The organism is Streptomyces sp. NPDC026589, from assembly GCF_040638385.1.
Classification (GTDB): domain Bacteria; phylum Actinomycetota; class Actinomycetes; order Streptomycetales; family Streptomycetaceae; genus Streptomyces.
This window is the reverse complement of sequence record NZ_JBEZYG010000024.1, coordinates 82,291-104,080: the sequence shown is the minus strand read 5'-3', so window position 1 is coordinate 104,080 and position 21,790 is coordinate 82,291. Positions and strand designations below refer to the sequence as shown.

The window sequence follows — 21,790 nt, the reverse complement described above, 5'->3', positions numbered from 1 at the left end:
TACGTTCGCAGCACATCGGCTCGCACCCCCGCGGGCCCCGACCCCGACCGGAGGAGCCGCACGATGATCCCCGTGAACCCGGAGGAGGACGCCGAGGGCCCCGGGGCCGGGGCCGCCGAGTACCCGATCCCGCTGGACGCGCTGACCGATGTGGCCGGGATCCGCGTCGGCCACGCCGAGGTCGCCGGGGCGGGCGCGTTGAGCGGAACGACCGTCGTCCTGGCGCCCGAGGGCGGGGCCGTGGCCGCCGTGGACGTACGGGGCGGCGGGCCGGGCACCCGGGAGACGGACGCGTTGGACCCGCGCAATCTGGTGCAGCGTGTCGACGCCGTCGTCCTCACGGGCGGCAGCGCGTACGGGCTCGACGCCGCGTCCGGCGTGATGGCCTGGCTGGAGGAGCGGGGCCGGGGCGTCCGGGTCGGCCCCGGGCCCACCCACGTGGTGCCGGTCGTTCCGGCCGCCGCCCTCTTCGACCTCGGCCGGGGCGGCGACTGGCGGGCCCGCCCCGACGCGTCGACCGGCCGCGCCGCGGTGGAGGCCGCGGCAGCCACCGGGGCCGGGGAGCCCGTGGCCGAGGGCGGCGTCGGCGCCGGCACCGGCGCGGTGGCCGGGCAGCTCAAGGGCGGCGTCGGCACGGCGAGCACCCGCCTCGCCTCCGGGGTCACGGTGGCCGCTCTCGTCGCGGTGAACGCGGCGGGCTCGGTGGTCGACCCCCGGACCGGGGTGCTGTTCGGGGAGTACGGGGCCGGGGAGCCGCCGGCCCACCCTCCGGCCGAGGTCCACGCGGCGGCGGGGCGGCGTCTCGCACGGGAGCGGAAGGCGACGGAGGCGGCCGGAGGCGGGGCCCCGCCGTTCAACACGACGATCGCCGTCGTCGCCACGGACGCGGACCTGACCCGGGCGCAGGCCCAGAAGCTGGCGGGCACCGCACACGACGGGCTGGCCCGCGCGGTGCGTCCGGTCCATCTGCTGACCGACGGGGACACCGTGTTCACCCTGGCCACCGGGCAGGTGCGGGTGCCACCCGGGGACCCGGCCGCCGTCAACGAGATCCTGGCGGCGGGCGCCGACGTCCTGGCGCGGGCCATCGTCAAGGCTGTGCGCGCGGCCCGGAGCACGGCGGGGCCGGGCGGCAGGCTCCTCTCGTACACAGAGCTGTACGGCGGCTAAGGGCTGTCCCACGGCGGTCGGTGGCCGGTCCGGTCGGCGGAACCTTGGGGCGCGCGGTGTGAGCGAGGGGCGTGCGGGCGGCCGACTCGCCATCCGCGTAAGGGAGTTCGCCCCAAGCGCCCGTAATGCACCAGGAATACGCGGGGAACTTTCTGCGTGTGCCCTACGTTTTCACGAACCCCGGTCACGATGCCGGACCCAGGGACTACGTTAAGCACGCATCAAGTAACACGCGGCGACGGCCTGGAGACACCACCTTGAGCGATCCGTACGAGACAACCGAGCACCACCTCGACCGACTCCTGCGACGCGCCCTCAACTCCTTCGACCTTCCCGACAGCACGGTCGACCGCCTCGGCAGCGCGCTCGCCCACAGCAGTTCGCTGCACTCGTCGCACCACAGTTCCGTGCTGCACCGCGAGACCTACCGTCACACGTATCTCCTCACCGACGGCTCCGCCCTCACTCTGTGGGAGCTGGTGCACAGCGGAGGCCGGGACGTGCGGATACCGCGTCGGCACGAGCTGTACGACGACGAGGGCGACGCCCGTATCGCCGCGTCCCGGCTCGCGGGAAGCCTCTCCGACTCCCCGGCCTTCGGTGACGAAGGGGTGCAGGAGGGCCAGGGCGAACTGGAGATGCTGACGGTCCTGATGTCCGCCCCGCCGGCCCCGCTCCCCCGGACGTACGCCCCCGACAATTCCGCGGACCACGCCCGCCGGGTGCTGCGCCGCGCGGAGAACGCCGACCGGCCGGGCGAGCAGAAGACACGGCTGCTCCGGTCGGCGTTCGCCCACCACATCACCCAGATCTTCGGGCGTCAGTGTCGCGTCGACGGCCGCCCGGCCGGTTTCACGCTCTACGAGCACGCGTTCCTGCTGCTCGACGGCAGCGAGACGAGCCTGTGGGAGGTCGAGCACACGGCGACGCCCGACGGCCGTCACATGTGCGAGGTGTACGAGGACGAGCACACCGCCCGGGCGGCGATGGAGAGCCGCACCCGGATCTGCTGAGCCGGACACCATCAGGACCGGCCCGGCGGATGACCGCCGAGGCCGGTCACTGGGGGGCAGAGCCGGGCCGGCCGCGCCGCCCACGCGCGGCCGGGTCACGCCGCCCACACGGATCAGCGCGCGCCGTCCCCCAGGTTCGCGACACCCTCCACGTTCGCGGCGCCCCCCGCGTGGGCCTCGTCCTCGACGTGGGCCTCGTCCTCGACGTGGGCGCGCGGCCGGGCGGGCAGCGCGAACATCACCAGGAAGATCACCGAGAGCACCCCGGTCACCCACCACAGCGACTGCTGGAACGCGTCGACGAACGCCGGGCCGACCTCGTCGGGGGCCAGTCGGTCGCCGATCGCCCCGAAGAAGACGACGGACACCAGGCCCAGACCGAGCGCCGTCCCCATCTGCTGGACGGTGTTGATCAGCCCTGACGCCGAACCGGCGTGCTCCTTGGGCACTTCGGAGAGCACGGCGTCGGTCAGCGGAGCCACGATCAGCCCCATCCCCACACCCATGACCACCAGCGGGACGGCCATCTGCAAGGACGTGATGCCCATCCCGTACTGCTCGCTCTCCCAGAGGTAGATCAGCAGTCCGGCGATCATGAGGAGCGCGCCGGCCTGGAGGACCTTGCGGCCGAAGCGGGGCACCAGCTTCTGCACGGAGACCCCGGCGGCCACCGAGACGGCGACGGAGAACGGGATGCCCGTCGTGCCGGCGCGCAGCACGCTCCAGCCGAGACCCATCTGCATGTACATCGTCCAGACCAGGAAGAAGATGCCGAGGCCGACGCCGAAGGTCAGCTGCACGGCGATGCCGGCGGCGAAGCTCTTGACCCGGAACAGGGACAGTTCGATCAGCGGCGAGCCGTCGCGCAGCGCCTTCTGCCGTTGGTAGGCGACCAGCGCCCCGAGGACGAACAGGCTGCCCACCATCGAGAGATGGCCCCAGAGCGGCCAGCCCAGCTCGTGCCCCCGGGTGAGCGGGTAGATGAGCATCAGCATCGCCAGGGTGATCAGGGCGACGCCGGGAAGATCGAGACGGACCGCCCGGGGGGCCTTCGACTCGGTGATGAACTTCGCGCCGAGGATCAGTCCGGCGATCCCGACGGGCAGGTTGATCAGGAAGATCGGCCGCCAGCCGAGCCCGAAGAGGTCCCACTCGGTGAGCAGGGCGCCCAGCAGCGGACCGGAGACCGCGCCGAGTCCGACGACCGCGCCGAAGAGGCCGAAGACCTTGCCGCGCTCGTGGGCCGGGAAGGTGGCGTGCACGATCGAGAGGACCTGGGGCACCATCAGCGCCGCCGTCGCACCCTGGAGGATCCGGGCCGCGACCAGTATCTCGGGGCTGCCCGCGAAGCCGCACAGGGCGGAGGCGAGCGTGAATCCGCCGATGCCGACGAGGAAGAGCCTCTTGCGCCCGTAGATGTCGCCGAGGCGGCCGCCCGTGATCAGTCCGGCCGCGAACGCGAGGGCGTAACCGGCGGTGATCCACTGGATCGCGGAGACCGAGGCCCCGGTCTCGCGCTGGATGCTGGGGATCGCGATGTTGACGATCGTGACGTCGACCAGGTCCATGAAGGCGGCGGTCATCACGATGGCCAGCGCGAACCAGCGCCGCCGGTCGGCCGGGGCGGGCACGGGTGCCACCGGTGTCTTCACCGTCGCGGGCGGCGCGGGCAACGTGGACGGAGCGGGCGGAGCGGGCGGAGCGGGCGGAGCGAGGTGCGGCGCCGTGGGCGGCGGGGGTGCGGAAGAAGGCATGGGAAGAACCTAGGCATCCATTAGGTCAGATCATGGCCTGATGGTCCGCCATCCTGAAGCCATGTCCGACACTCCAGCACGACTGCTGAAACTGCTGTCGCTCCTCCAGACCCCCCGCGAGTGGCCCGGCGGCGAGCTGGCCGAGCGGCTCGCCGTCAGTCCGCGCACGATCCGCCGCGATGTCGACCGGCTGCGCGACCTGGGCTACCCGGTCGAGGCCTCACGCGGCTCCGTCGGCGGCTATCGCCTGGTGGCGGGTGCCGCCATGCCGCCCCTCCTGCTGGACGACGAGGAGGCCGTGGCCATCGCGGTGGGGCTGCGGGCCGGTGCGGGGCACGCGATCGAGGGCGTCGACGAGGCCTCCGTACGGGCGCTGGCCAAGCTGGAACAGGTGCTTCCCTCCCGGCTGCGGCACCGGGTCTCCGCGCTCCAGAACGCCACGGTGCCGCTGACCCGGGGCGACGGCGCCACCATCGACCCGCGGACCCTGACGACGCTGGCCTCGGCGGCCACCGGGCGGGAGCGGCTGAGGTTCGCGTACCGCAGCGGCGACGGCACCCGGACGAAGCGGGAGGTCGAGCCGTACCGGCTGGTGAGCACCGGGCAGCGCTGGTACCTGGTGGCCTACGACCTGGGCCGGGAGGACTGGCGTACGTTCCGGGTGGACCGGGTCGGCGAGCCGTACGCGACGGGGGCGCGGTTCGCGCCGAGGCCGCTGCCCGTCGAGGGCGCGGGGAGCGACGGGGGCGACGCGGGCGGCGAGGCGCGGAGCGACGCGGAGAGCGGGGAAGCGGCGAAGTACCTCACCCGGTCGATGCGGCGGATGAAGCCGGAGCTGTGCCTCGATGTGTGGTTCGGGGCGCCGGCGGAGTTCGTGGCGGCGCGGCTGCCCGCGCACTTCGGGGCGCCGGAGCCGGACGGGGAGGGCGGTTGCCGGCTGCGGGCCTCGTGCGCCGATTCGCTGGAGTGGGTGGCGCTGCGGCTGGCGCTGGTGGACTGCGAGTTCTCCGCGCAGGGGCCGCCGCAGCTGGTGGAGTACCTGGAGGGCCTCGGCGCCCGGCTGACCCGCGCCGCCCGGCGCCCGGCCGAGCCGCTGGCAGATCCGGAACAGGGGTGAGCCCCGACGCCGGGGGGGGGTGGGCGCCGGGGCTCAGCTCAGGGACCGGTGAAAACCGGTCGGGTGACCGGAATGACCCGGTCGGTCGGCCGGTGCGAACCGGCTTGATGGGGAGATTACGGGTTATTGGCTCACGCCGCAGCGTCAAAGCCCGTGTCGTGAGCCATTCGCTTCAATTCGAGCAGTGCGTGCTTCTCTATCTGGCGGATCCGCTCCCGCGTGAGGCCGTGCTGCTTGCCCACTTCGGTCAGCGTCCGCTCCCGCCCGTCCTCGATGCCGTACCGCATCTTGATGATCGAGGCGGTCCGGTTGTCGAGCTTGCCGATCAGGTCCTCCAGCTCCTCGCTGCGGAGCAGGGTCATCACGGACTGCTCGGGCGAGACGGCGGAGGTGTCCTCCAGCAGGTCGCCGAACTGGGTGTCGCCGTCGTCGTCCACGGACATGTTGAGGCTGACCGGATCGCGGGCCCAGTCCAGGACGTTGCCGACGCGCTCGGTGTTGGAGTCGAGCTCGGCGGCGATCTCCGCGTGCTCCGGGTCGCGCCCGTGCTCGCGGTTGAACTCGCGCTGGACCCGGCGGATCCGGCCGAGCTCCTCCACCAGGTGGACGGGGAGCCGGATCGTGCGGGACTGGTCGGCGATGGACCGGGTGATGGCCTGCCGGATCCACCAGGTGGCGTACGTGGAGAACTTGAAGCCCTTGGCGTAGTCGAACTTCTCGACCGCGCGCACCAGGCCCGCGTTGCCCTCCTGGATCAGGTCGAGCAGAGGGAGCCCCGCGCGCGGGTAGCGGCGGGCCACGGCGACGACGAGCCGGAGGTTGGAACGGATGAATATGTCCTTGGCGCGCTCGCCCTCGGCGACCAGCGCCTCCAGCTCCTCACGCTTCGCGTCACCGGCGGCGCTCTCCACCCCGCCGTCGAGGATCTGCTGGGCGAAGACGCCCGCCTCGATGGTCTGGGAGAGGTCGACTTCCTTGGCGGCGTCGAGCAGCGGTGTGCGGGCGATCTCGTCCAGGTACATGCCGACCAGGTCGCGATCGGCGATTTCCCCGCCCACGGCGCGAACACTGCCTGCCCGGCCGGACCCACCGGAGGAGGTGGACGTACGACGGGCGACGGCACGGGTTGCCATGCGTGCTCCCTTGCTGAGTAGGTCGCGACACCCTTTCGAGGTGCCCTGCATCCGATGGAAACAACGACTGGAATCCGGACAGAATTCCCATGCCACACATTCACTTTCGCGATCATGCAGTACCCTGTCCGGCGCCGAACGCTGGATTCCGCTTCCGGTTTCCGCCGGACGCGCAGGTCAGAGCCGGTGGCGGGGCCGGACAGGCCCTTTTGCGGCTCTCCGGCCGGGTACCCGGAATCGGCTCGTGCATGAGACCGCACTCACACGCACGTCCCACGGCCTCTCGCCCGGCCGCCGCCCGGCGCCCGGGGAGCCGTGCTCCCACCCCGAAGGACGGATCGGGCGGCGTTCGGGTTGCTCAGGGTGGCCTCGACGCGCCGGACCGGTTGCTCAGGGTGGTCGCGACGCGCCGGACCGGAAGGGCCCGGGCCGCGGGGCGTACGTCCGCCGACCGATCCGGCGGGTAACCGAGGACCGGAGTGCCTGGGACCCCGGTCCGAGACCGACCGGGACCGCGGCCCGATCCGCTCCGGCCCGCGCGTGCCTAGCGTGATCGGCATGGACGACACCACAGGCACCCTCGACGAGGCGCTGGAGCGCATCCACCTCTCGGGGCCGGAGCGCGACGGCTGGCTCAGCAATCACGCGCCGATGGCCGTGGAGGCCCTCGTGCGGCACGGTCAGGCGTCGGCCGTGCACCGCTGGCTGGACCGGTACGGCCCGAAGCTGGAGGAGATGCCGGACGTCGGCTCCCCCGTGACCGCGCGGAACTGGCACGAGGCGCTGGGCGACCCGCGCCGCATCGCCGACTGGACGGCGTACTTCGAGCGGGAGACGGCCGAGATCCCCTGGCGCGACGTGCTCGCCGCGTGGTGGCCCCGGCTGCTGCCGGGCATCGCCGCGGGCGCGACGCATCCGGCGATCCGGGTGGGCCATTCCGTACGGACCCTGCTGGCGGGCGAGGAGAGCGCCCCGCGCGTCCGGGAGCTGGCCCACGCCCTCGGCTACTGGGCCGCCCGGCACCAGCCCCTGCCCGCCCTGACGCCGCTCGGCCCGGCCCCGAGCGCTGCGGCGGCACTGGACCGGGTTCCGCTGGTGCCCGACCGGAGCGGCGGCATCCGGGACCGGTTCGCGCAACTGACCGGGTTCCCGGACTGGCCGGGGCCGGGGCAGGGCACCGGTCCGGGGTGGGAACAGGGCGTGGACCCAGGGCGGGAACAGGGCTCCGGCCCGAGGCGGGAACAGCGCGTCGGCCCTGGGCGAGGACCGGGCTCCGGCCAGGGGCCGGCACCCGCAGGGCCGGAGGAGGCACGGGCCGCGCTCCGGGAGCTGGTGCGGGCCTCGACCCACCGGTACGCGACCCACGCGCACGGCGAGCCGATCATGCTGGTCCACGCGGCGACCGCGCCCAACGCGGTGCTGCGCACCCTGCCGGCCCTGCCCGGCGAGCTGTGGGCGCCGAGTCTGCGGGCCGCCTGGGCGGCGAGCGCGGCGGTCACCGCCGCCTACGCGCCCCGTGACGCGGCCCCGGTCGCGGCGTCCGCGTCCGGCGCCCCGGACGCCGGGGAGCTGTTCGCCCGGGCGGCGGCGCACGGCGACGACCACACGATCAAGTTCACCGACACGGCACTGGACGTGGGCGACGCGCTCGCGTTCTCCGCCGCCCGGCGCGCGATCGAGTTGAACCCGCCGGTCTTCTAGAGCGTTCGGGGGTGGCCTCCAAGGGCTCGGGGGGCTCGGGCGGTCTTTGGCCCCCGAAGCCCTCGGCCGAACCCGGAGCCCAGCTGAACCCGAGTGCCCGAGCCCCTCAGCCGAACCCCGAGCGCCTGGGCCCCTCAGCCGAACCCCGAGCGCCCCGATCCCTCAGCCGAACTGCACCGAGCGCTTCGCCAGCCCCATCCAGAAGCCGTCGATAACGCTGCGCCCCCGGTCCAGCTCGTCCTCGGCAGCGCCCAGCGTCACGAACAGCGGCGCGAAGTGCTCGGTGCGCGGGTGGGCCAGCTTCCCGGCCGGGGAGGTGTGCTCGAAGTCGATCAGCGCGTCGATGTCCTGGGCCCGCAGCGCGCGGTCGCCCCAGTCGTCGAACTCCGCCGACCAGCCGGGAACGCCGCCCGGGTGGCGCAGAGCGGCCAGGTTGTGGGTGAAGAAGCCGCTGCCGACGATGAGCACGCCCTCGTCGCGCAGGGGGGCGAGTTTGCGCCCGATGTCCATCAGCTTCCGCGGGTCGAGGGTCGGCAGGGAGATCTGGAGTACGGGGACGTCGGCGTCCGGGAACATCTCCACCAGCGGTACGTACGCCCCGTGGTCGAGGCCGCGGTCCGGGATGTCCTGGACCGGCGCCCCGGCGCCACGCAGCAGCTTGCGGACGCTGTCGGCCAGCTCGGGCGCGCCCGGGGCCCCGTAACGCACCCCGTAGTAGTGCTCGGGGAAGCCCCAGAAGTCGTACACGAGCGGCACTGTCTCGGTGGCGCCCAGCGCGAGCGGGGCCTCCTCCCAGTGGGCGGAGACCATCAGGATCGCGCGGGGGCGGGGCAGCCCCGCGGACCAGGCGGCGAGCTCGCCGGGCCAGACGGGATCGTCGGCCAGCGGCGGTGCGCCGTGCGAGAGGTAGAGGGCGGGCATCCGCTCCGGGGTGGCTGTCATGGCGCTCCCATCCACTGGACACGGCCCCAGGGAGACGGGTGCCGCACGGGGCACCCGGACACGGGATCCGGTCACGAACTCGTCCGAGCAGGAGTTCCCCGAGGTCATCCGGGGGATCGTTGTTCAGGGGTCCTGCGAAACTCCTTCGGATCCCCTGCGGGGATCTCTCGGGGCAGGTTTCTTGAAACTTCAAGCTCCTACCTCCGGAGACCTTAGCCCTATCTAGTTAAACTTTCAAGAAAAGGTCGTACAGTGGAGTACATGACCACGGCATCCACCAGCGCGCCGCGCTGGCTCACCGACGAGGAGCAGCACGCCTGGCGCGCTTATCTGCACGCCACCACGCTGCTGGAGGATCACCTCGATCGCCAGTTGCAGCGCGATGCCGGCATGCCGCACACCTATTACGGACTGCTCGTCCAGCTCTCGCAGGCGCCCCGCCGCCGGATGCGGATGACGGAGCTGGCCCGGAACGCGAAGATCACCCGTTCCCGGCTCTCGCACGCCATCGCCCGGCTGGAGAAGAACGGCTGGGTGCGCCGCGAGGACTGCCCCTCCGACAAGCGCGGCCAGAACGCGGTGCTCACGGACGACGGCTACGCGATGCTCCGCCGCTCGGCCCCGGGGCACGTCGAGGCCGTACGGCAGGCGATGTTCGACCGGCTCACGCCCGAGCAGGTGAGCAGCCTCGGGGAGATCATGCGGGTGCTCGCGACCGGCCTGGAGCCGGAGGGCACGGACGCGGATCTGCCCTGGCTCCGCTGAGCGAGCGATCGCTGAGCGGAAACCAGGGCAGAGAAGCCACGGGCAGGAGAGTCGGGGCCGGGGAATCACGGGCAGGGACGCTGCCGGGGCGGGGCAGGAACCGCTGCCGTCGTCGTCAGTGGGCGACGACCGGAATCCTGAACTCCTCCTCGGCGTCCGCGTCGGACGCGCCGGTCGTCCCACCGGACCCCATTCCGGGGCGGCCGGTGTTGATGAGGGCTATCGCGATGGCGGCGGCGGCGACGAGGATGCCGACGGCCCACCAGATCGCGGCGGCGAAACCGGTGACCATGGCCTGGAGCTCCAGGAGCCGCGGGTCCGTGGCGCGGGCCGCGTGATCGGCGACGTACGCGGTGGTGGCGCTCGCGGCGATGGTGTTCAGCAGCGCGGTGCCGATGGCGCCGCCGACCTGCTGCGAGGTGTTGACCATCGCGGAGGCCACGCCCGCGTCACGCGGCTCGATGCCGTGCGTGGCCAGGGACATCGCCGGCATGAACGCCGTACCCATACCGAGGCCGAGCAGCAGCATGCCGGGCAGGATGACGGCCGCGTAGCTGGTGTTCAGGTCCAGCTGGGTCAGGAGCAGCATGCCGACCGCGGCGACCAGGAAGCCGGGGCCCATCAGCAGGCGCGGCGGGACCCGGGTCATCAGCCGGGTGCCGATCTGGGTGGAGCCGGTGATCATGCCGACGATCATGGGCATGAACGCGAAGCCGGTCTTCACCGGGGAGTAGCCCTTCACGACCTGGAGGTAGTAGGTCAGGAAGAGGAACAGCCCGAACATCGCGATGATGGCGAGCCCCAGCGAGAGGTAGACCCCGCCGCGGTTGCGCTCGGTGAGGACGCGCAGCGGCAGCAGCGGCGACTTCACGCGCGCCTCGGTCACGACGAAGGCGACCAGCAGCACGACGGCGGCGACGAACATCGAGACGGTCAGCGTGTCCGACCAGCCGGCCGACTCGGCGCGGGTGAAGCCGTACACCAGGGCGACCAGGCCGAGCGTGGAGAGCACGACGCCGGGGATGTCCAGCGGTGCGCGGTTGCGGGCGCCGGAGGGCTCACGGATGACGAAGTACGCGCCGGCGGCGGCGACGATGGCGAACGGGATGTTGACGTAGAACGTCCAGCGCCAGTTCAGGTACTCGGTGAGCAGGCCGCCGAGGATCAGCCCGACCGCGCCACCGCCACCGGCGATGGCCCCGTAGATGCCGAAGGCCTTGGCGCGCTCCTTGGCGTCGGTGAACATCACGGCGAGCAGGGAGAGGGCGGCCGGGGCGAGCAGGGCGCCGAAGACACCCTGGAGGGCCCGGGAGCCGAACATCATCGCCTCGTTCTGGGCGGCCCCGCCGAGCGCGGAGGCCAGCGCGAAGCCGATCAGACCGACGACGAAGGTGCGCTTGCGTCCCCAGAGGTCGGCGATCCGGCCGCCGAAGAGGAGGAGCCCGCCGAAGGCGAGGGCGTAGGCGGTGATGACCCACTGCTTGTTGCCGTCGGATATGCCGAGGTCGGTCTGGGCGGAGGGCAGAGCGATGTTCACGATGGTCGCGTCGAGGACGACCATCAGCTGGGCGAGCGCGATGAAGGCCAGGGCCTTCCAGCGACTCGGATCGGGAAGGGCTGTGTCAGCCGTTTTTGGCATGGGTGTATCCACCTAAGGACGTGCGAGGGCGCCGAGGCGTCGCGAAGTGGGCGTCGGCGGTACGTGCTCGTGTACGCGCGACGGGGTGCGGTGAGGCGAGGCGAGTGGTGTGAGGCGAGTGATGTGAGGCGAGTGATGTGAGGCGGTGGGCCGGGCCCCTCAGGGCACGGCCGGAAGGTTCAGGCCGGTGCGGGGCCAGGGCGGTTCGACAACAGGTCCTAGGGGCGCCGCAGGTCCTCCAGGGTCGCCGCCGATCCGGGCAGTTCGGAGCGGGCCGGGGACTCCAGTCCGTCCAGGAACAACTGCAGATGACGGTGGGTGAACCGGTCGATGCCCTGGCAGGCGATGCCGGGGAGCGGCCGGGTGAGCTGGGAGAGGGCGACGAGTACGTCACCGACGGCGATGTCGGTGCGCAGCCGCCCCGCGGACATGGCGCGCGCCACGAGCCCTTCGACGGCCTCTTCCAGGCGTCGGCGCTCGGCGAGCAGTTCGGGGTGGTCCTTGTCGAAGACGCCGGAGAGCATCGGGCACAGGGCGCCGATCCGCTCGTCGGCGGCCGCGTGTACGAAGCGGCTGAGCGCGGCGAACGGGTCGGACTCCGCCGCGATGGCCTCTTCGGCCCGGAGCGTGGTGCGGGAGGTGACCGCGAGGACGACCTCATGGGTGAGGGCGGCCCGGTCGGGGAAGTTCCGGTAGAGCGTGGCGTTGCCCACGCCCGCTCGCCGTGCGACGTCGTCCAGCGCCACGTCCGGCCCGAACTCGACGAACAGCTCGCGCGCGGCCGCGATGATCCGCTCGCGGTTGCGCAGCGCGTCGGCCCGCGGGCGCGGCGCCCGGCACGGTGCCGCGGGTGCGGGGCCGCCGACGGCTGCCGGCACGGTGCCCTTCGCGGCGGTCCTGGTGGCCCCGGCGGTGGTCTCCACGACGACGCTCCTCCCCTTCTTCCCTCTGGGTAGTCGGCCGGCCCCCATCGGTAACCGGGGACCGCTTCCCCGTTTAGCGGGGGACACGTATGCAAACGGGGAGAGGCTCCCCGCTTATTTCCCCCTCCCATGTGACCTGCACCACGCCCCTTCGGGGAGAAAACCCTCCGATCGGCGCACCCAGCGAGCGGCCCCGGACCACCCGGCACAGGCTGATCGCCAGAGCGCAGTCAGGGGTCGGCCGACTGCCGCGGACCCCGAAGGCGCCTCTATGCAGCAGCCCCGCCACCGGATACGCAGACACCACCGCCCGGTCGCCCTGGCCGGAGCGACCGCGCTGGTCATAGCGGCCGTGGCCTCGGCCAGCACCACCCTTCCGAGCGCCGGCCGCGCCTCGGCGGGGCCGGCGGCCACCAGCCAGGACTCCGCGCTCGCCCCGTGCCGGATCTCCGCCACCATGGGCGTACAGATGTCCGAGGGGTTGCCGACTCCGCCCGGCTACGCCCGGTCGACCGGCGAGATCAAGGCGCTCAACCTGATGATCGACTTCCCGGACGCGGAGGGAACGGAACCCGCGACGGACCGGTACGCGGAGTTCTTCCCGCAGACCTCCGAGTGGTTCAGGGCCAGCTCCTACGGCCGGCTCGTCTACCGGCCCGAGGCCCCCGTCAAGGACTGGCTGCGAATGCCGATGCCCTTCACGGAGTACGGGATAGAGCGCGGCTCCCCCTTCGAGCCGGGCTACCGCCAGCTGGTGAAGGACATCGTCGCGGCCGCCGACCCCCGGGTCGACTTCTCCGCGTACGACCTGGTCAACGTCCTGGTCAGCCCGAACGCCGGCCCCTCCGCGCTGGACACCGTGCTCTCGGTCACCTTCTCCGGCAACGACGAGGCCCCGACGGCGGACGGCGTCCCGCTCTCCAACACGTCGTTCGTCTACAGCCGCCAGGACGACGGATCGGGGTCGTACGCCGAGACCGGCTACCGCGTCCTGCCGCACGAGAACGGCCACGTCTTCGGGCTGCCCGACCTCTACACGATGGAGGGCGGCGGCTCGGTCGGGCACTGGGACATCATGTCCGAGGACTGGGGCGCCAACAACGACTTCCTGGCCTGGCACAAGTGGAAGCTCGGCTGGCTCGACAACGAGCAGATCAGCTGCGCGTCGCGGGCCGGCGTCAGCGAGCACACCCTCGGCCCGCTGGCCGCCGAGGGCGGCACCAAGCTCGCCTTCGTCCCGCTGAGCGACCGGTCCGGCTACGCCGTGGAGGTCCGTACGGCGGCGGGCAACGACGAGGCGGTCTGCCGGCCGGGGGTCCTGATCTACAAGGTCAGCTCCGACGTGGACACCGGCCAGGGCCCGGTCTCCGTCGCCGACGCCACCGAGGACAGCGGCGGCTGCACCCGGCGCCCCAACGTGCACGCGGAACTGTCCGACGCTCCGTTCCGCCCCGGCCAGACCTTCGTCGACCGGGCCAACGGCGTACGGATATCCGTGCTGGACGAGGACGACGACGGCAACTACCGGGTGCGGGTCACGCGCCCGTGAGCGGGGGCTCGGCCTCCGCGGCGCACGACGGACCGCACGCCGGGGTGCCCTCCCCGGCGCTCCTCTCGGCGCTCCTCTCGGCACTCCTCCCGGCGCCCTCCTCGGTGCCGCCCTCCGCGGTGCCGCCCCCCGCGGTGCCACCCTCCGCGAAGGCGCGGAGGCGGTGCTTGAGGAGCTTCCCGGTGGCGTTGCGCGGAAGCTCCTCGTCGGTGAACAGCACCCGGGCGGGCACCTTGAAGGCGGCGAGCCTCGCGCCGACGTGCTCGCGCAGGCCCCCGGCGGTGACCCCGGCCCCGGGGCGCGGCCGGACGACGGCCGCCACTTCCTCCCCCAGCACCGGGTGCGGGATGCCGAGGACGGCGGCGTCGGCCACGTCGGGGTGGTCGTGCAGGACGCCCTCGACCTCGACGCAGTACACGTTCTCGCCGCCCCGGATCACCACGTCCTTGAGCCGGTCCACGATGGATACCCGCCCCTCGCGGCGTACGGCGAGGTCCCCCGTACGGAACCAGCCGCCGTCACCGAAGGCCTCCTCGGTCGCCGCCGCGTCGCGCCAGTAGCCGCGGAACAGCGACTGGCCGCGCAGCCACAGCTCCCCCGCCTCCCCGTCGGGCAGCTCCTCCCCCGACGGCCCGGCGACCCTCACCTCCGTGACCGGGGTGGGCCCTCCCGCGCCGCCCGGCTCCGCCCGGTACGCGTCCCCGAAGTGCGCGAGGACCCCGCCGCTGGTCTCGGTGAGGCCGTAGCCGTTGCGGGGCTCGACACGTTCCCCGTACCGGGCGGTGAGGCGGGCGACCAGGGCGGGCGGGGCGGGGGCTCCCCCGGTGCTGAACAGCGTGAGGCTCTCCAGCCCGTCCCCGGTCCGCTCCGCGGCCTCCAGCAGCTGGAGCCCGGTGGTGGGCACCCCGGCGAAGTGCGTGACGCGGTGCGCCCGGATCAGCCGCAGCGCCTCGTCCGCGTCCCACTTGCGCATCAGGACGAGGGTGCCGCCGACCGCCATCGCACCGTAGAAGCCGGTGAACGCGGCGACGTGGAAGAACGGGAACGTCATCAGGGAGACCGGGGCGGGCCCCTGCCCCGGGATGACGCCGCGCGCCAGCGCGGAGACCGCCGCGTGGTAGCGGGGGTTGAGCGCGGCCCCGGCCTGGGCGAGATGGGTGGCGACCGCGCCCTTGGGGCGGCCGGTGGTGCCGGAGGTGTAGAGAATCGTGGCGTCGTCCTCGGGCCGGGGCTCCACGTCGGGCGGCGCGGCCAGCGGGTCGGGCGCGGGGAACTCCTCGTACCGCTCGACGCGCAGCCCGGCCGCCGCCTGCCCCTCGCCGTCCGGCCCGTGGAAGAGGACGACGCGCGTCCCGGTCCCTCGGGCCCAGCCGGAGACCCTCCCCAGCCGCTCCCCGTCCACGAGGAGCACCCCGGGTTCGCAGTCCTCCAGGGCGTGCACGAACTCGTCCTCGGTCCACCAGGCGTTGAGCGGTACGGCGACGAGACCGGCCAACTGGGCGGCCCAGAAGGCGATCTGCCACTCGGGATGGTTCCGCATCGCGATCACGGCCCGGTCGCCGGAGCGCAGCCCGTACCGCTCCCGCAGGCGTACGGCGAGGGCGGAGGCGGCGGCGAAGAACTCGGCGTAGGAGTAACGCTGTTCGCCGGCGACGAGGAACGGCGCGTCCCGGTAGGCCCAGGTGGTCTCCACGAACTCCCGGAGCGTACGGGGCCCGTCGGCGTACTCCGGCGTCCCCTGCTCGCCGATGACCACGGCGAAGGGCGCGCCGGGCGCGGTGAGGGATGCCTCAATGCGCGCGGCGCGCCGGGCGCGTTCCGCGGGGGCCCCGGCGTCTTCGGGGGCCGGGGACGTGGACGTGGACGGGTGGGTGTGCGGCACGGACGGCCTCTCTCGCGCTGACGCTGACGCTGGCTGCTAGGCGAGACGCTATGCGGACGGGGGCGCGGCGCCAAGGCCGGACGAGCAGGGCGCGCGCACGGACGCGGACGGGCGGACGGGCGGAGGGTCAGGTCCCGCTCCCGCGCCAGGTCCCGCTCCCGGTCCCGGCGGCGAGGTGGAATGCTGGGGCGCGTCGGACCAGGACGCCACACCGCAGGAGCGGAGCCCGGTCGGCTCGCTCCGACACGGACGCGCCCCCGCGCGACCGTACGCGCCGAAGGGGCGGCATCCCGGAAAGGGTGCCGCCCTCGGGCGTTTCGAGGTCGGGCCCGCACCCCAATACCGTGCCGAGCCGCGGCGCGAAGGTATTGCTGCGCACAGCGGCAACGGGGGCGACCTCTGCAATCCCTGTCCGCTGGGGCATGTTTGCCGGATCATGTGCGGAGCCGGATGGCGAGGGCTGCTGGCGAGGGCTGCGAGCGTGACGGTACCGAGGGCGATGTAGGCGCGCTTCTCGCCGCGGGTCGCGGGCCGCGACGGCGCGAAAGCCTTTGAGGCGGTTGATGGTGCGTTCGACAGTGTCCCGTTTCTTGTTCAGCGCTCGCTGTGGACACCGGTGGGCCGTCCGCCTCGTAACCTCGGTTCTTCCGGTGTCTCTGCTGGTCGAGACGTTCGGGGATGGTGTGCTCGGTTCCGCGTCGCCGCAGGTAGCAGCGGTTCTTCGGGCCCGGACCTGGTGCAGGTGGCGCCCCGACGGGAGCGAAATAGCCTCCTCGGGGAGTTTCGTGCGGGTCAGGCAGATTACGGCTCCATAGTCATGAGCGCTTTCGTCGATCCCGATCCCGATATCGCGTGGATGGCTGCCATGACTTCCTCAGGCGTTTCCACAAAAGTGGCCACGTCGGCGAGTGACACGTTCAGGAAGTCCTCTTCGTGCATTCGGTTCAGAAGCTCCTGCAGCGGACTATAGAATCCATCGGTGCTCAGGAAGATCAGTGGGGCCGACGTCATGCCGTGGCGTCGCAGTTCGATTGCGTCCGTGGCTTCGTCAAGCGTGCCGGTGCCACCGGCGACCACCACGACTGCATCTGTGTCGGCAAGAAGTTGCTCCTTCCGGTCGGCGAGGTTCCGAGCAATGATCATCGTCGATCCGGGTCTGATGTATCGCTCCAAGAAGCCGACGGAAATACCTTCGGACTTCCCGCCGGCCTCTTCGGCGGCATCGACCAGAACCTTCATGAGGCCCAGGTCCGTTCCGCCCCAGACGACGGTATGACCGGCTTCGCCGAGGAGGCGCCCGAGGAGCTCAGCCGCTCGTTGATAGCGATCGGGGACAGGGTTCGAGGACAAGAAGACTGTGATCCGCATCCTGGCATCCTAAGGAGCATGGTGACGCAAGATCAACCAATTGCGCTCGCCGTTTCGAGCGTAGCGACGCGAGCGGGGCGAGGGCCCGAATTGGGGCATTCCGGCGACATGAACCAGCCATAGTTCGTTGATAGTCAGTCGGCGCTGGAGGGCACCACAAGGCTGCACGGAGGGGGACCGCAAGACGTTCGGTGTAAATCCCGATCATGAAAGACGCATCAATGCGACGCATCGATGACCAGCAACAACGTGACCGAGGCCGTCGAGCCGTCCGAGGCGGTGCCATCGAAGTCCGTGGACGACCACTGATCGACGAGCCGGTGGGTCATCGAGGCTGACCCGCCGCCGTGACCAGGGCGACGATATCGCCCCCACTCCCCTGCCGCAGGAGCTCGGCCGCGCCGGCCATTGCTGCGGCGGAGGAGAGTTCGACCAGCCAGCCATGGGAGGCAGCTTCAGCCTGCGCCCTGGCCAGGTCGTCGTCGTCGAGGACCAGGACATCGCCGCCGCTGTGGCGAACTGCCCGTACAGCAGCGGCCGTTGCCTGGGGGTCGCTGATCGACAATGCTGCCACCCGGTCGGGGTACTCGCTTGGCAGCGGCTGCTCTCGACCGCTCCGGACCGCCTCCTGGAGGCTGGGGAAGCGCACCACCGCGAGCATTCGGGGGACCCGGGAGATCCAGCCGAGCCTGCGGAGTTCGTCGAACCCTGCCACCATCGCGCAGAGGGCATCAGCGCGGGAGACCGGTACGGCGATCCAGTCGGGGGGCGACCAGGATCGCTGTTCAGCGATCTCGTAGGCCAGTGAGCGGTACGCGCGAACTCCGACGGGCTGACTGCTCACCGGCGGGATCCGGTAGTTGCTGATGGGGTACCAGTCCTGCTCGCGGACCCCGCGTTCGAGTTCGGTCCACCGGGCATGCCAGGTTTCGGTGAAACGGATCTCGGCCCCCATGGCTCGCAGCGAACACTCCATGTCGGACGACGCCATTCCGCCCTGCTTGGCGAGGATCACGCAGCGCAGGCCCGCGGCAGCGGCATAGGCGGCCGTGGAGACCGCCGCGTTTCCGGTCGAGGCGACCGCGACCGTCCTGAATCCCTGGGCCTGCGCCCACGACACGGCCAGACTCGCCATCCGGTCCTTGAATGATCCGGTCGGATTGGCCCGTTCGTCCTTGATCCAGACTCCTGTCATATGCCGCAGGGGGACAAGTGGAGTATTGCCCTCCCCAAGAGAGACCGGGTTCGGCAGGGGAGGGAAGAATGCGCGCCACTTCCACATCGAGGTGTCGCCCTGCACGTGGTCGGGCCGCTGCGGTCTGCCGCCTTCACGATGCAACTCCACGGCCATGTGCACACCCCGACCCCGACAGCGCGGACAAGCCCGCACTTCGTGGGATATCCCGCCCTCCCACAGGCAACTTGGGCATCTCAGGCCCCATAGGTCACTGTGGTTGGCCAAAATCAATCTTCCCTTCAAAATCCGATGGTGATCTTGTATGTTCATCAAGCAGTATCACGGTGGTCTTGACGTAACTCAATCTATGACGGGGGAGTTCATGGATCGGCATGTGCGTGCGCCACTCAAGGGGCCGCCGAGAGATGAAGTCCGGTGGCCGGATTCTCCGCCGGAGCTTCGCGACCGACGCGTGCGTCGGCCTTCTCGCCCCGAATGCGAGTGATCCCGCGACGATGTGGATCACTTACTGACTGAGCCGTCGAGCCCGTCCGAGCCGGCCCGCCGCCTCCGGCGCCCCCTCGCTTGAGCTTCCTCACTCGATGCGCTTGAGATTCCTCACTCGATCCTGTTGGCGTCGGCGTTCCTCTCCGTGAACACGGACGAGCCCACCCGGCCGGGATCCGCATCCCGGGGACTTCTGTCGATCTGCCGCGTGCAGAGCCGGCACCGGCCTGATCGCCGACCTTGGAATCGACCTTTACACGATCCGTGGAGAGTTGTTCTCGTGTACACGCACATCGCAGACATGCTCGCGCAGCCAGCACTCGTGCAACTGGATCCCGGCCTGTTCGTCATCCGATTCGAATGTATGAAGGTCGCATCAGCCCTCGGCGTCGTCGAGTCCCTGATTCAGGACGGAGTTGTGGAGAAGGGCGACACCCTCGTTGACAGCTCAAGTGGGCTCTACGCACTCGCGCTCGCGCTGGCGTGTTCGAAGTACGACCTGCGATGTCATATCGTCGCCAGCCCTGCCGTCGACCCGGCTCTGATGGTCCAGCTCACGTCCCTCGGCGCCACCGTGGAGCAGCCCTCCGGCACGGGCGACGCCACGTTCGACCAAGGGGCACGGGTCCAGCGTGTCCAGGAGGTCGTGGCCGGCCTCCCCGGGGCCTACTGGATGCGCCAATACCACGACACCCGGCACTACGACGGCTACCGGTCCATGGCGCAGACCATCGCCGCCTCACTCGGGTCCGACGAGGCCGTGCTCGTCGGCGGAGTGGGCACCGGTGTGTCGACCGCGGGGATCGGGCAGGGCCTGGCCGATCGCGGTATCAGCCCCACTGTCGTCGGAGTCCAGCCGTTCGGCAGCGTCTCTTTCGGAAGCCAGCACGTCGAGGACCCCGAGTTCCTCATATCCGGGCTCGGCAGCGGCATCGCCTTCGGCAACATCGACTACTCGATCTACCGCGAGATCCACTGGATCGACTACGCCACGGCACGGCGTGGAGCGATCACCGTTCTGCGGCGACACGGGTTGTTCGCGGGACTGTCGAGCGGTGCGGCCTACGCGGTCGCGAACTGGCACCGTCACTCGACCGACCGGCCGGTCGTCTTCATCAGCCCGGACCCCGGCCACCGGTACCTGTCGACGGTCTTCGCCGGAGCCGACTCCGTCCCCGAACTCGGACAGGCCGATGCGCCGCGGGCCGTCTCGTCCTCTTCCGAGTTGGTGCCGCCATGGTGCTGGACCCCCTGGCAGAGCACCGGACAGGGATTCACCGCACCGTGAGCGGGACGGCCCAGGACTCGGCCCCCCGCCTGGGTGGCATGGGCCGGGAGGAGGTCCTGCTGCACGCGGGCGCCTTCCTCTCGAGTGTCGGTGTCCTGCTCGTCGCGCCGTATCTCGCTGTCTACCTCACCCGCGACCTCGGGTGGAGCAACACCGCCGCCGGCTTCGCCATCGGCCTCAGCTTCTGCTTCACCCGGGCAGCGGGACTGGCGTCCGGATGGCTGTGCCGACGTGTCCCGGCGCTGACTGTCATGCACTCGGGGAACGTGCTTCGGATCATCGGCTATCTCCTGCTGCTCCGCGACGACGCTCCTTCGACCGTCGTGGCGCTGGTGCTGACGGGGGCGGGCGCGGGGTTGTACTTCCCGGCGGCAAAGGAACTTCTTCTCCGTGTAGTGCCCGAGGAACGGCAGTTGCGCTCCTTGGCCGTGCGCAACGGGGCTGCCAACCTGGGTGCCGCGCTCGGGCCGCTCGCCGGCCTCCTGGCCCTCCACTACGACCCGAGGTTGATGTTCTTCGCCGCGGCCGGGGTGTTCCTGGCCCTGACGCTGTCCCAGCTCACGATGGGCGGAGCCCGGGCCATCGCTCCTCCTGCCCCAGACGGTGCGAGGCCGACGCTGAGGCTGCTGCGACCCCTTCTCGTGATCGCGGTGGTCGACGGTACGGCGGCGATTCTCCTGGAGAGTTCGCTGCCGCAGGTGGTGGCCGGAGGTGGCAGCAACTCCGCGCTGACCTTTGTCTTCCTGGCCAACAGCATTGCCGTCATCCTGCTCCAGCCGTTCGCGCTGTGGGTCGTGGGCCGAGGTGGACAAATGGCCCTTCCCGTGGCCGGCGCCGCCATGGCGCTGGGCGTCCTGCCCTTCAGCCTGGCGACCTCCCACGTCGCGCTCTGGGTCGGCGGCGCTGTGGCCATCGCCGTAGCCGAGGTCCTCGTCGTGCTGTGGCTCGATGACCAGGTGCGGCATCTGCCGTCCCCGGCGACCGCCTACGGATACCTGAGCCTGGGCGACGGTCTCGGCGGTCTGTGCGGCGCCACCGTCTCGTCCTGGCTCGTCGCGAGAACGACGGGGACGGGCGCCGTCTTCGCCAACTCGCTCTGGGTGCTGGCGGCCGGCTTCCTGGCCGCCGGAGCACTCGCCACCGTTCTGCCTCGCCACCGGGCCGGTCCCGGCGCCGAGGCCAGGCACGAACAAGCAACCGAAAGGAACAAGGAATGAAGACAAGCAGCCTCTGGGGCCAGCCGCAGTCGCGCTATTACTCCTACCTCGCACGGATCGAGGCGGCGGAGGCGACGAAGGCGCCCACCCTGGCAGTCATCGGATGCGCCGACGGCAAATACGTGCTCCCGGCCGCCCGCAAGGGCTTTGACGTCTGGGCCGTGGATGTCGACGACATCGCTGTCAACGGCGGAGTCAAAGAGGACGCCTCGGGTGAGGTGTCGGTACCGGGCCTGGTGAGCCGGGTCAAGCAGGAGAACCTCTCGGACCGTGTCGAGGTCACCTGCGGTGACTTCATGGACTTCCCCCGGCCGGGACAGTTCGACGCCGTGTTCACGAGCGGGGCTCTGCAGTACTCGTTCAACAGCGGGCATCGACTCGCCGGCATGGTCGACGCGGTCTGTGACCTCGTCCGGGTGGGCGGCCTCGTCTACTTCGACTACATGCTGCCGCTGGAGAAGAAATACAAAGGTCGCGAGAACTGTCCGGAGGCCCAGTGGTGGAAGGACCACTTCGCCGGCCGCTCGGACTTCCAGGTACTGCACCACCGCGTTCTCCCGCCGGTTCTCGACAAAGCGCACATCGAGTTCCCGGTCGATCACTACCACCAGTGGGGGCACCTCCTGGTGCGGCGGTCCGAATGAG

17 protein-coding genes are annotated in these 21,790 nt (G+C 71.2%); 9 read left to right on the top strand and 8 right to left on the bottom strand.

Annotation, left to right across the window (positions count from 1 at the left end):
* Positions 1 to 63: 63 nt before the first annotated feature.
* Entirely contained in the window at positions 64 to 1,170 is a 1,107-nt protein-coding gene (locus AB0F29_RS32510) for a P1 family peptidase (protein ID WP_361879732.1), read from the top strand.
* 257 nt (positions 1,171 to 1,427) lie between these two features.
* Positions 1,428 to 2,183: a DUF6227 family protein gene (locus AB0F29_RS32505; RefSeq protein WP_361879729.1), complete on the top strand. Its 756-nt coding sequence runs from the start codon at positions 1,428 to 1,430 to the stop codon at positions 2,181 to 2,183.
* Positions 2,184 to 2,296: 113 nt separating this feature from the next.
* Here AB0F29_RS32505 and AB0F29_RS32500 read toward each other — a convergent pair whose 3' ends face one another.
* Positions 2,297 to 3,937 (bottom strand): MFS transporter, encoded by a 1,641-nt coding sequence (locus AB0F29_RS32500; RefSeq protein WP_361879726.1) that lies wholly within the window; start codon positions 3,935 to 3,937, stop codon positions 2,297 to 2,299.
* A gap of 61 nt (positions 3,938 to 3,998) precedes the next feature.
* On the opposite strand from AB0F29_RS32500, the gene AB0F29_RS32495 reads away from it, so the two are divergent.
* Positions 3,999 to 5,054: a transcriptional regulator gene (locus AB0F29_RS32495; RefSeq protein ID WP_361879723.1), complete on the top strand. Its 1,056-nt coding sequence runs from the start codon at positions 3,999 to 4,001 to the stop codon at positions 5,052 to 5,054.
* Between the two features lie 131 nt (positions 5,055 to 5,185).
* Here the strand turns inward: AB0F29_RS32495 and AB0F29_RS32490 are convergent, their stop codons facing one another.
* The gene (locus AB0F29_RS32490) at positions 5,186 to 6,187 is read right to left on the bottom strand and encodes a sigma-70 family RNA polymerase sigma factor (protein WP_361879720.1); all 1,002 of its coding nucleotides are present in this window, start codon (positions 6,185 to 6,187) and stop codon (positions 5,186 to 5,188) included.
* Positions 6,188 to 6,745: 558 nt separating this feature from the next.
* Here AB0F29_RS32490 and AB0F29_RS32485 point away from each other — a divergent pair.
* The gene (locus AB0F29_RS32485; protein WP_361879717.1) at positions 6,746 to 7,888 is read left to right on the top strand and encodes a questin oxidase family protein; all 1,143 of its coding nucleotides are present in this window, start codon (positions 6,746 to 6,748) and stop codon (positions 7,886 to 7,888) included.
* A gap of 162 nt (positions 7,889 to 8,050) precedes the next feature.
* Here the strand turns inward: AB0F29_RS32485 and AB0F29_RS32480 are convergent, their stop codons facing one another.
* The gene (locus AB0F29_RS32480; protein WP_361879714.1) at positions 8,051 to 8,830 is read right to left on the bottom strand and encodes a class III extradiol ring-cleavage dioxygenase; all 780 of its coding nucleotides are present in this window, start codon (positions 8,828 to 8,830) and stop codon (positions 8,051 to 8,053) included.
* Between the two features lie 252 nt (positions 8,831 to 9,082).
* Between AB0F29_RS32480 and AB0F29_RS32475 the strand changes: the two genes are divergently transcribed.
* Positions 9,083 to 9,595 (top strand): MarR family transcriptional regulator, encoded by a 513-nt coding sequence (locus AB0F29_RS32475; RefSeq protein ID WP_018961131.1) that lies wholly within the window; start codon positions 9,083 to 9,085, stop codon positions 9,593 to 9,595.
* Positions 9,596 to 9,710: 115 nt separating this feature from the next.
* Here AB0F29_RS32475 and AB0F29_RS32470 read toward each other — a convergent pair whose 3' ends face one another.
* Together AB0F29_RS32470 and AB0F29_RS32465 are read right to left on the bottom strand one after the other, a co-directional pair.
* A complete protein-coding gene (locus AB0F29_RS32470) occupies positions 9,711 to 11,234 on the bottom strand; it encodes an MFS transporter (protein WP_361879711.1) in 1,524 nt (507 codons plus the stop codon).
* A gap of 218 nt (positions 11,235 to 11,452) precedes the next feature.
* A complete protein-coding gene (locus AB0F29_RS32465; protein ID WP_361879708.1) occupies positions 11,453 to 12,157 on the bottom strand; it encodes a TetR/AcrR family transcriptional regulator in 705 nt (234 codons plus the stop codon).
* A gap of 271 nt (positions 12,158 to 12,428) precedes the next feature.
* Here AB0F29_RS32465 and AB0F29_RS32460 point away from each other — a divergent pair, with 271 nt between their 5' ends.
* Entirely contained in the window at positions 12,429 to 13,706 is a 1,278-nt protein-coding gene (locus AB0F29_RS32460; protein WP_361879706.1) for a M6 family metalloprotease domain-containing protein, read from the top strand.
* Here AB0F29_RS32460 and AB0F29_RS32455 read toward each other — a convergent pair.
* From AB0F29_RS32455 to AB0F29_RS32445, 3 genes are all read right to left on the bottom strand, one after another.
* Positions 13,693 to 15,588, bottom strand: a complete 1,896-nt coding sequence (locus AB0F29_RS32455; RefSeq protein WP_361879703.1) for a class I adenylate-forming enzyme family protein — start codon at positions 15,586 to 15,588, stop codon at positions 13,693 to 13,695. The genes AB0F29_RS32460 and AB0F29_RS32455 overlap by 14 nt on opposite strands.
* An 801-nt stretch (positions 15,589 to 16,389) precedes the next feature.
* The gene (locus AB0F29_RS32450) at positions 16,390 to 16,956 is read right to left on the bottom strand and encodes a TIGR00730 family Rossman fold protein (protein WP_361879701.1); all 567 of its coding nucleotides are present in this window, start codon (positions 16,954 to 16,956) and stop codon (positions 16,390 to 16,392) included.
* A 325-nt stretch (positions 16,957 to 17,281) separates the two neighbouring features.
* Positions 17,282 to 18,238, bottom strand: coding sequence for a pyridoxal-phosphate dependent enzyme (locus AB0F29_RS32445; protein ID WP_361879819.1), 957 nt, complete (start codon positions 18,236 to 18,238; stop codon positions 17,282 to 17,284).
* A 766-nt stretch (positions 18,239 to 19,004) separates the two neighbouring features.
* On the opposite strand from AB0F29_RS32445, the gene AB0F29_RS32440 reads away from it, so the two are divergent.
* Genes AB0F29_RS32440 through AB0F29_RS32430 form a run of 3 tightly spaced genes read left to right on the top strand, consistent with a single transcriptional unit; the run spans position 19,005 to position 21,789 of the window.
* Positions 19,005 to 19,928: a pyridoxal-phosphate dependent enzyme gene (locus tag AB0F29_RS32440; RefSeq protein WP_361879698.1), complete on the top strand. Its 924-nt coding sequence runs from the start codon at positions 19,005 to 19,007 to the stop codon at positions 19,926 to 19,928.
* Positions 19,925 to 21,145 carry an MFS transporter gene (locus AB0F29_RS32435; RefSeq protein WP_361879695.1) on the top strand — a complete coding sequence of 407 codons (1,221 nt, stop codon included), beginning with the start codon at positions 19,925 to 19,927 and terminating at the stop codon, positions 21,143 to 21,145. Before AB0F29_RS32440 ends, AB0F29_RS32435 begins: the two co-directional genes overlap by 4 nt.
* Positions 21,142 to 21,789: a class I SAM-dependent methyltransferase gene (locus AB0F29_RS32430; RefSeq protein ID WP_361879692.1), complete on the top strand. Its 648-nt coding sequence runs from the start codon at positions 21,142 to 21,144 to the stop codon at positions 21,787 to 21,789. The genes AB0F29_RS32435 and AB0F29_RS32430 overlap by 4 nt, the downstream gene beginning before the upstream one ends.
* Position 21,790 lies beyond the last annotated feature (1 nt).

Coding starts and splice junctions, on each gene's coding strand:
- AB0F29_RS32510 (WP_361879732.1), top strand. CDS start 64: ATGATCCCCGTGAACCCGGAGGAGGACGCCGAGGGCCCCGGGGCCGGG.
- AB0F29_RS32500 (WP_361879726.1), bottom strand. CDS start 3,937: ATGCCTTCTTCCGCACCCCCGCCGCCCACGGCGCCGCACCTCGCTCCG.
- AB0F29_RS32495 (WP_361879723.1), top strand. CDS start 3,999: ATGTCCGACACTCCAGCACGACTGCTGAAACTGCTGTCGCTCCTCCAG.
- AB0F29_RS32490 (WP_361879720.1), bottom strand. CDS start 6,187: ATGGCAACCCGTGCCGTCGCCCGTCGTACGTCCACCTCCTCCGGTGGG.
- AB0F29_RS32485 (WP_361879717.1), top strand. CDS start 6,746: ATGGACGACACCACAGGCACCCTCGACGAGGCGCTGGAGCGCATCCAC.
- AB0F29_RS32480 (WP_361879714.1), bottom strand. CDS start 8,830: ATGACAGCCACCCCGGAGCGGATGCCCGCCCTCTACCTCTCGCACGGC.
- AB0F29_RS32470 (WP_361879711.1), bottom strand. CDS start 11,234: ATGCCAAAAACGGCTGACACAGCCCTTCCCGATCCGAGTCGCTGGAAG.
- AB0F29_RS32460 (WP_361879706.1), top strand. CDS start 12,429: ATGCAGCAGCCCCGCCACCGGATACGCAGACACCACCGCCCGGTCGCC.
- AB0F29_RS32450 (WP_361879701.1), bottom strand. CDS start 16,956: ATGCGGATCACAGTCTTCTTGTCCTCGAACCCTGTCCCCGATCGCTAT.
- AB0F29_RS32445 (WP_361879819.1), bottom strand. CDS start 18,238: ATGTGGAAGTGGCGCGCATTCTTCCCTCCCCTGCCGAACCCGGTCTCT.
- AB0F29_RS32440 (WP_361879698.1), top strand. CDS start 19,005: ATGAAGGTCGCATCAGCCCTCGGCGTCGTCGAGTCCCTGATTCAGGAC.
- AB0F29_RS32430 (WP_361879692.1), top strand. CDS start 21,142: ATGAAGACAAGCAGCCTCTGGGGCCAGCCGCAGTCGCGCTATTACTCC.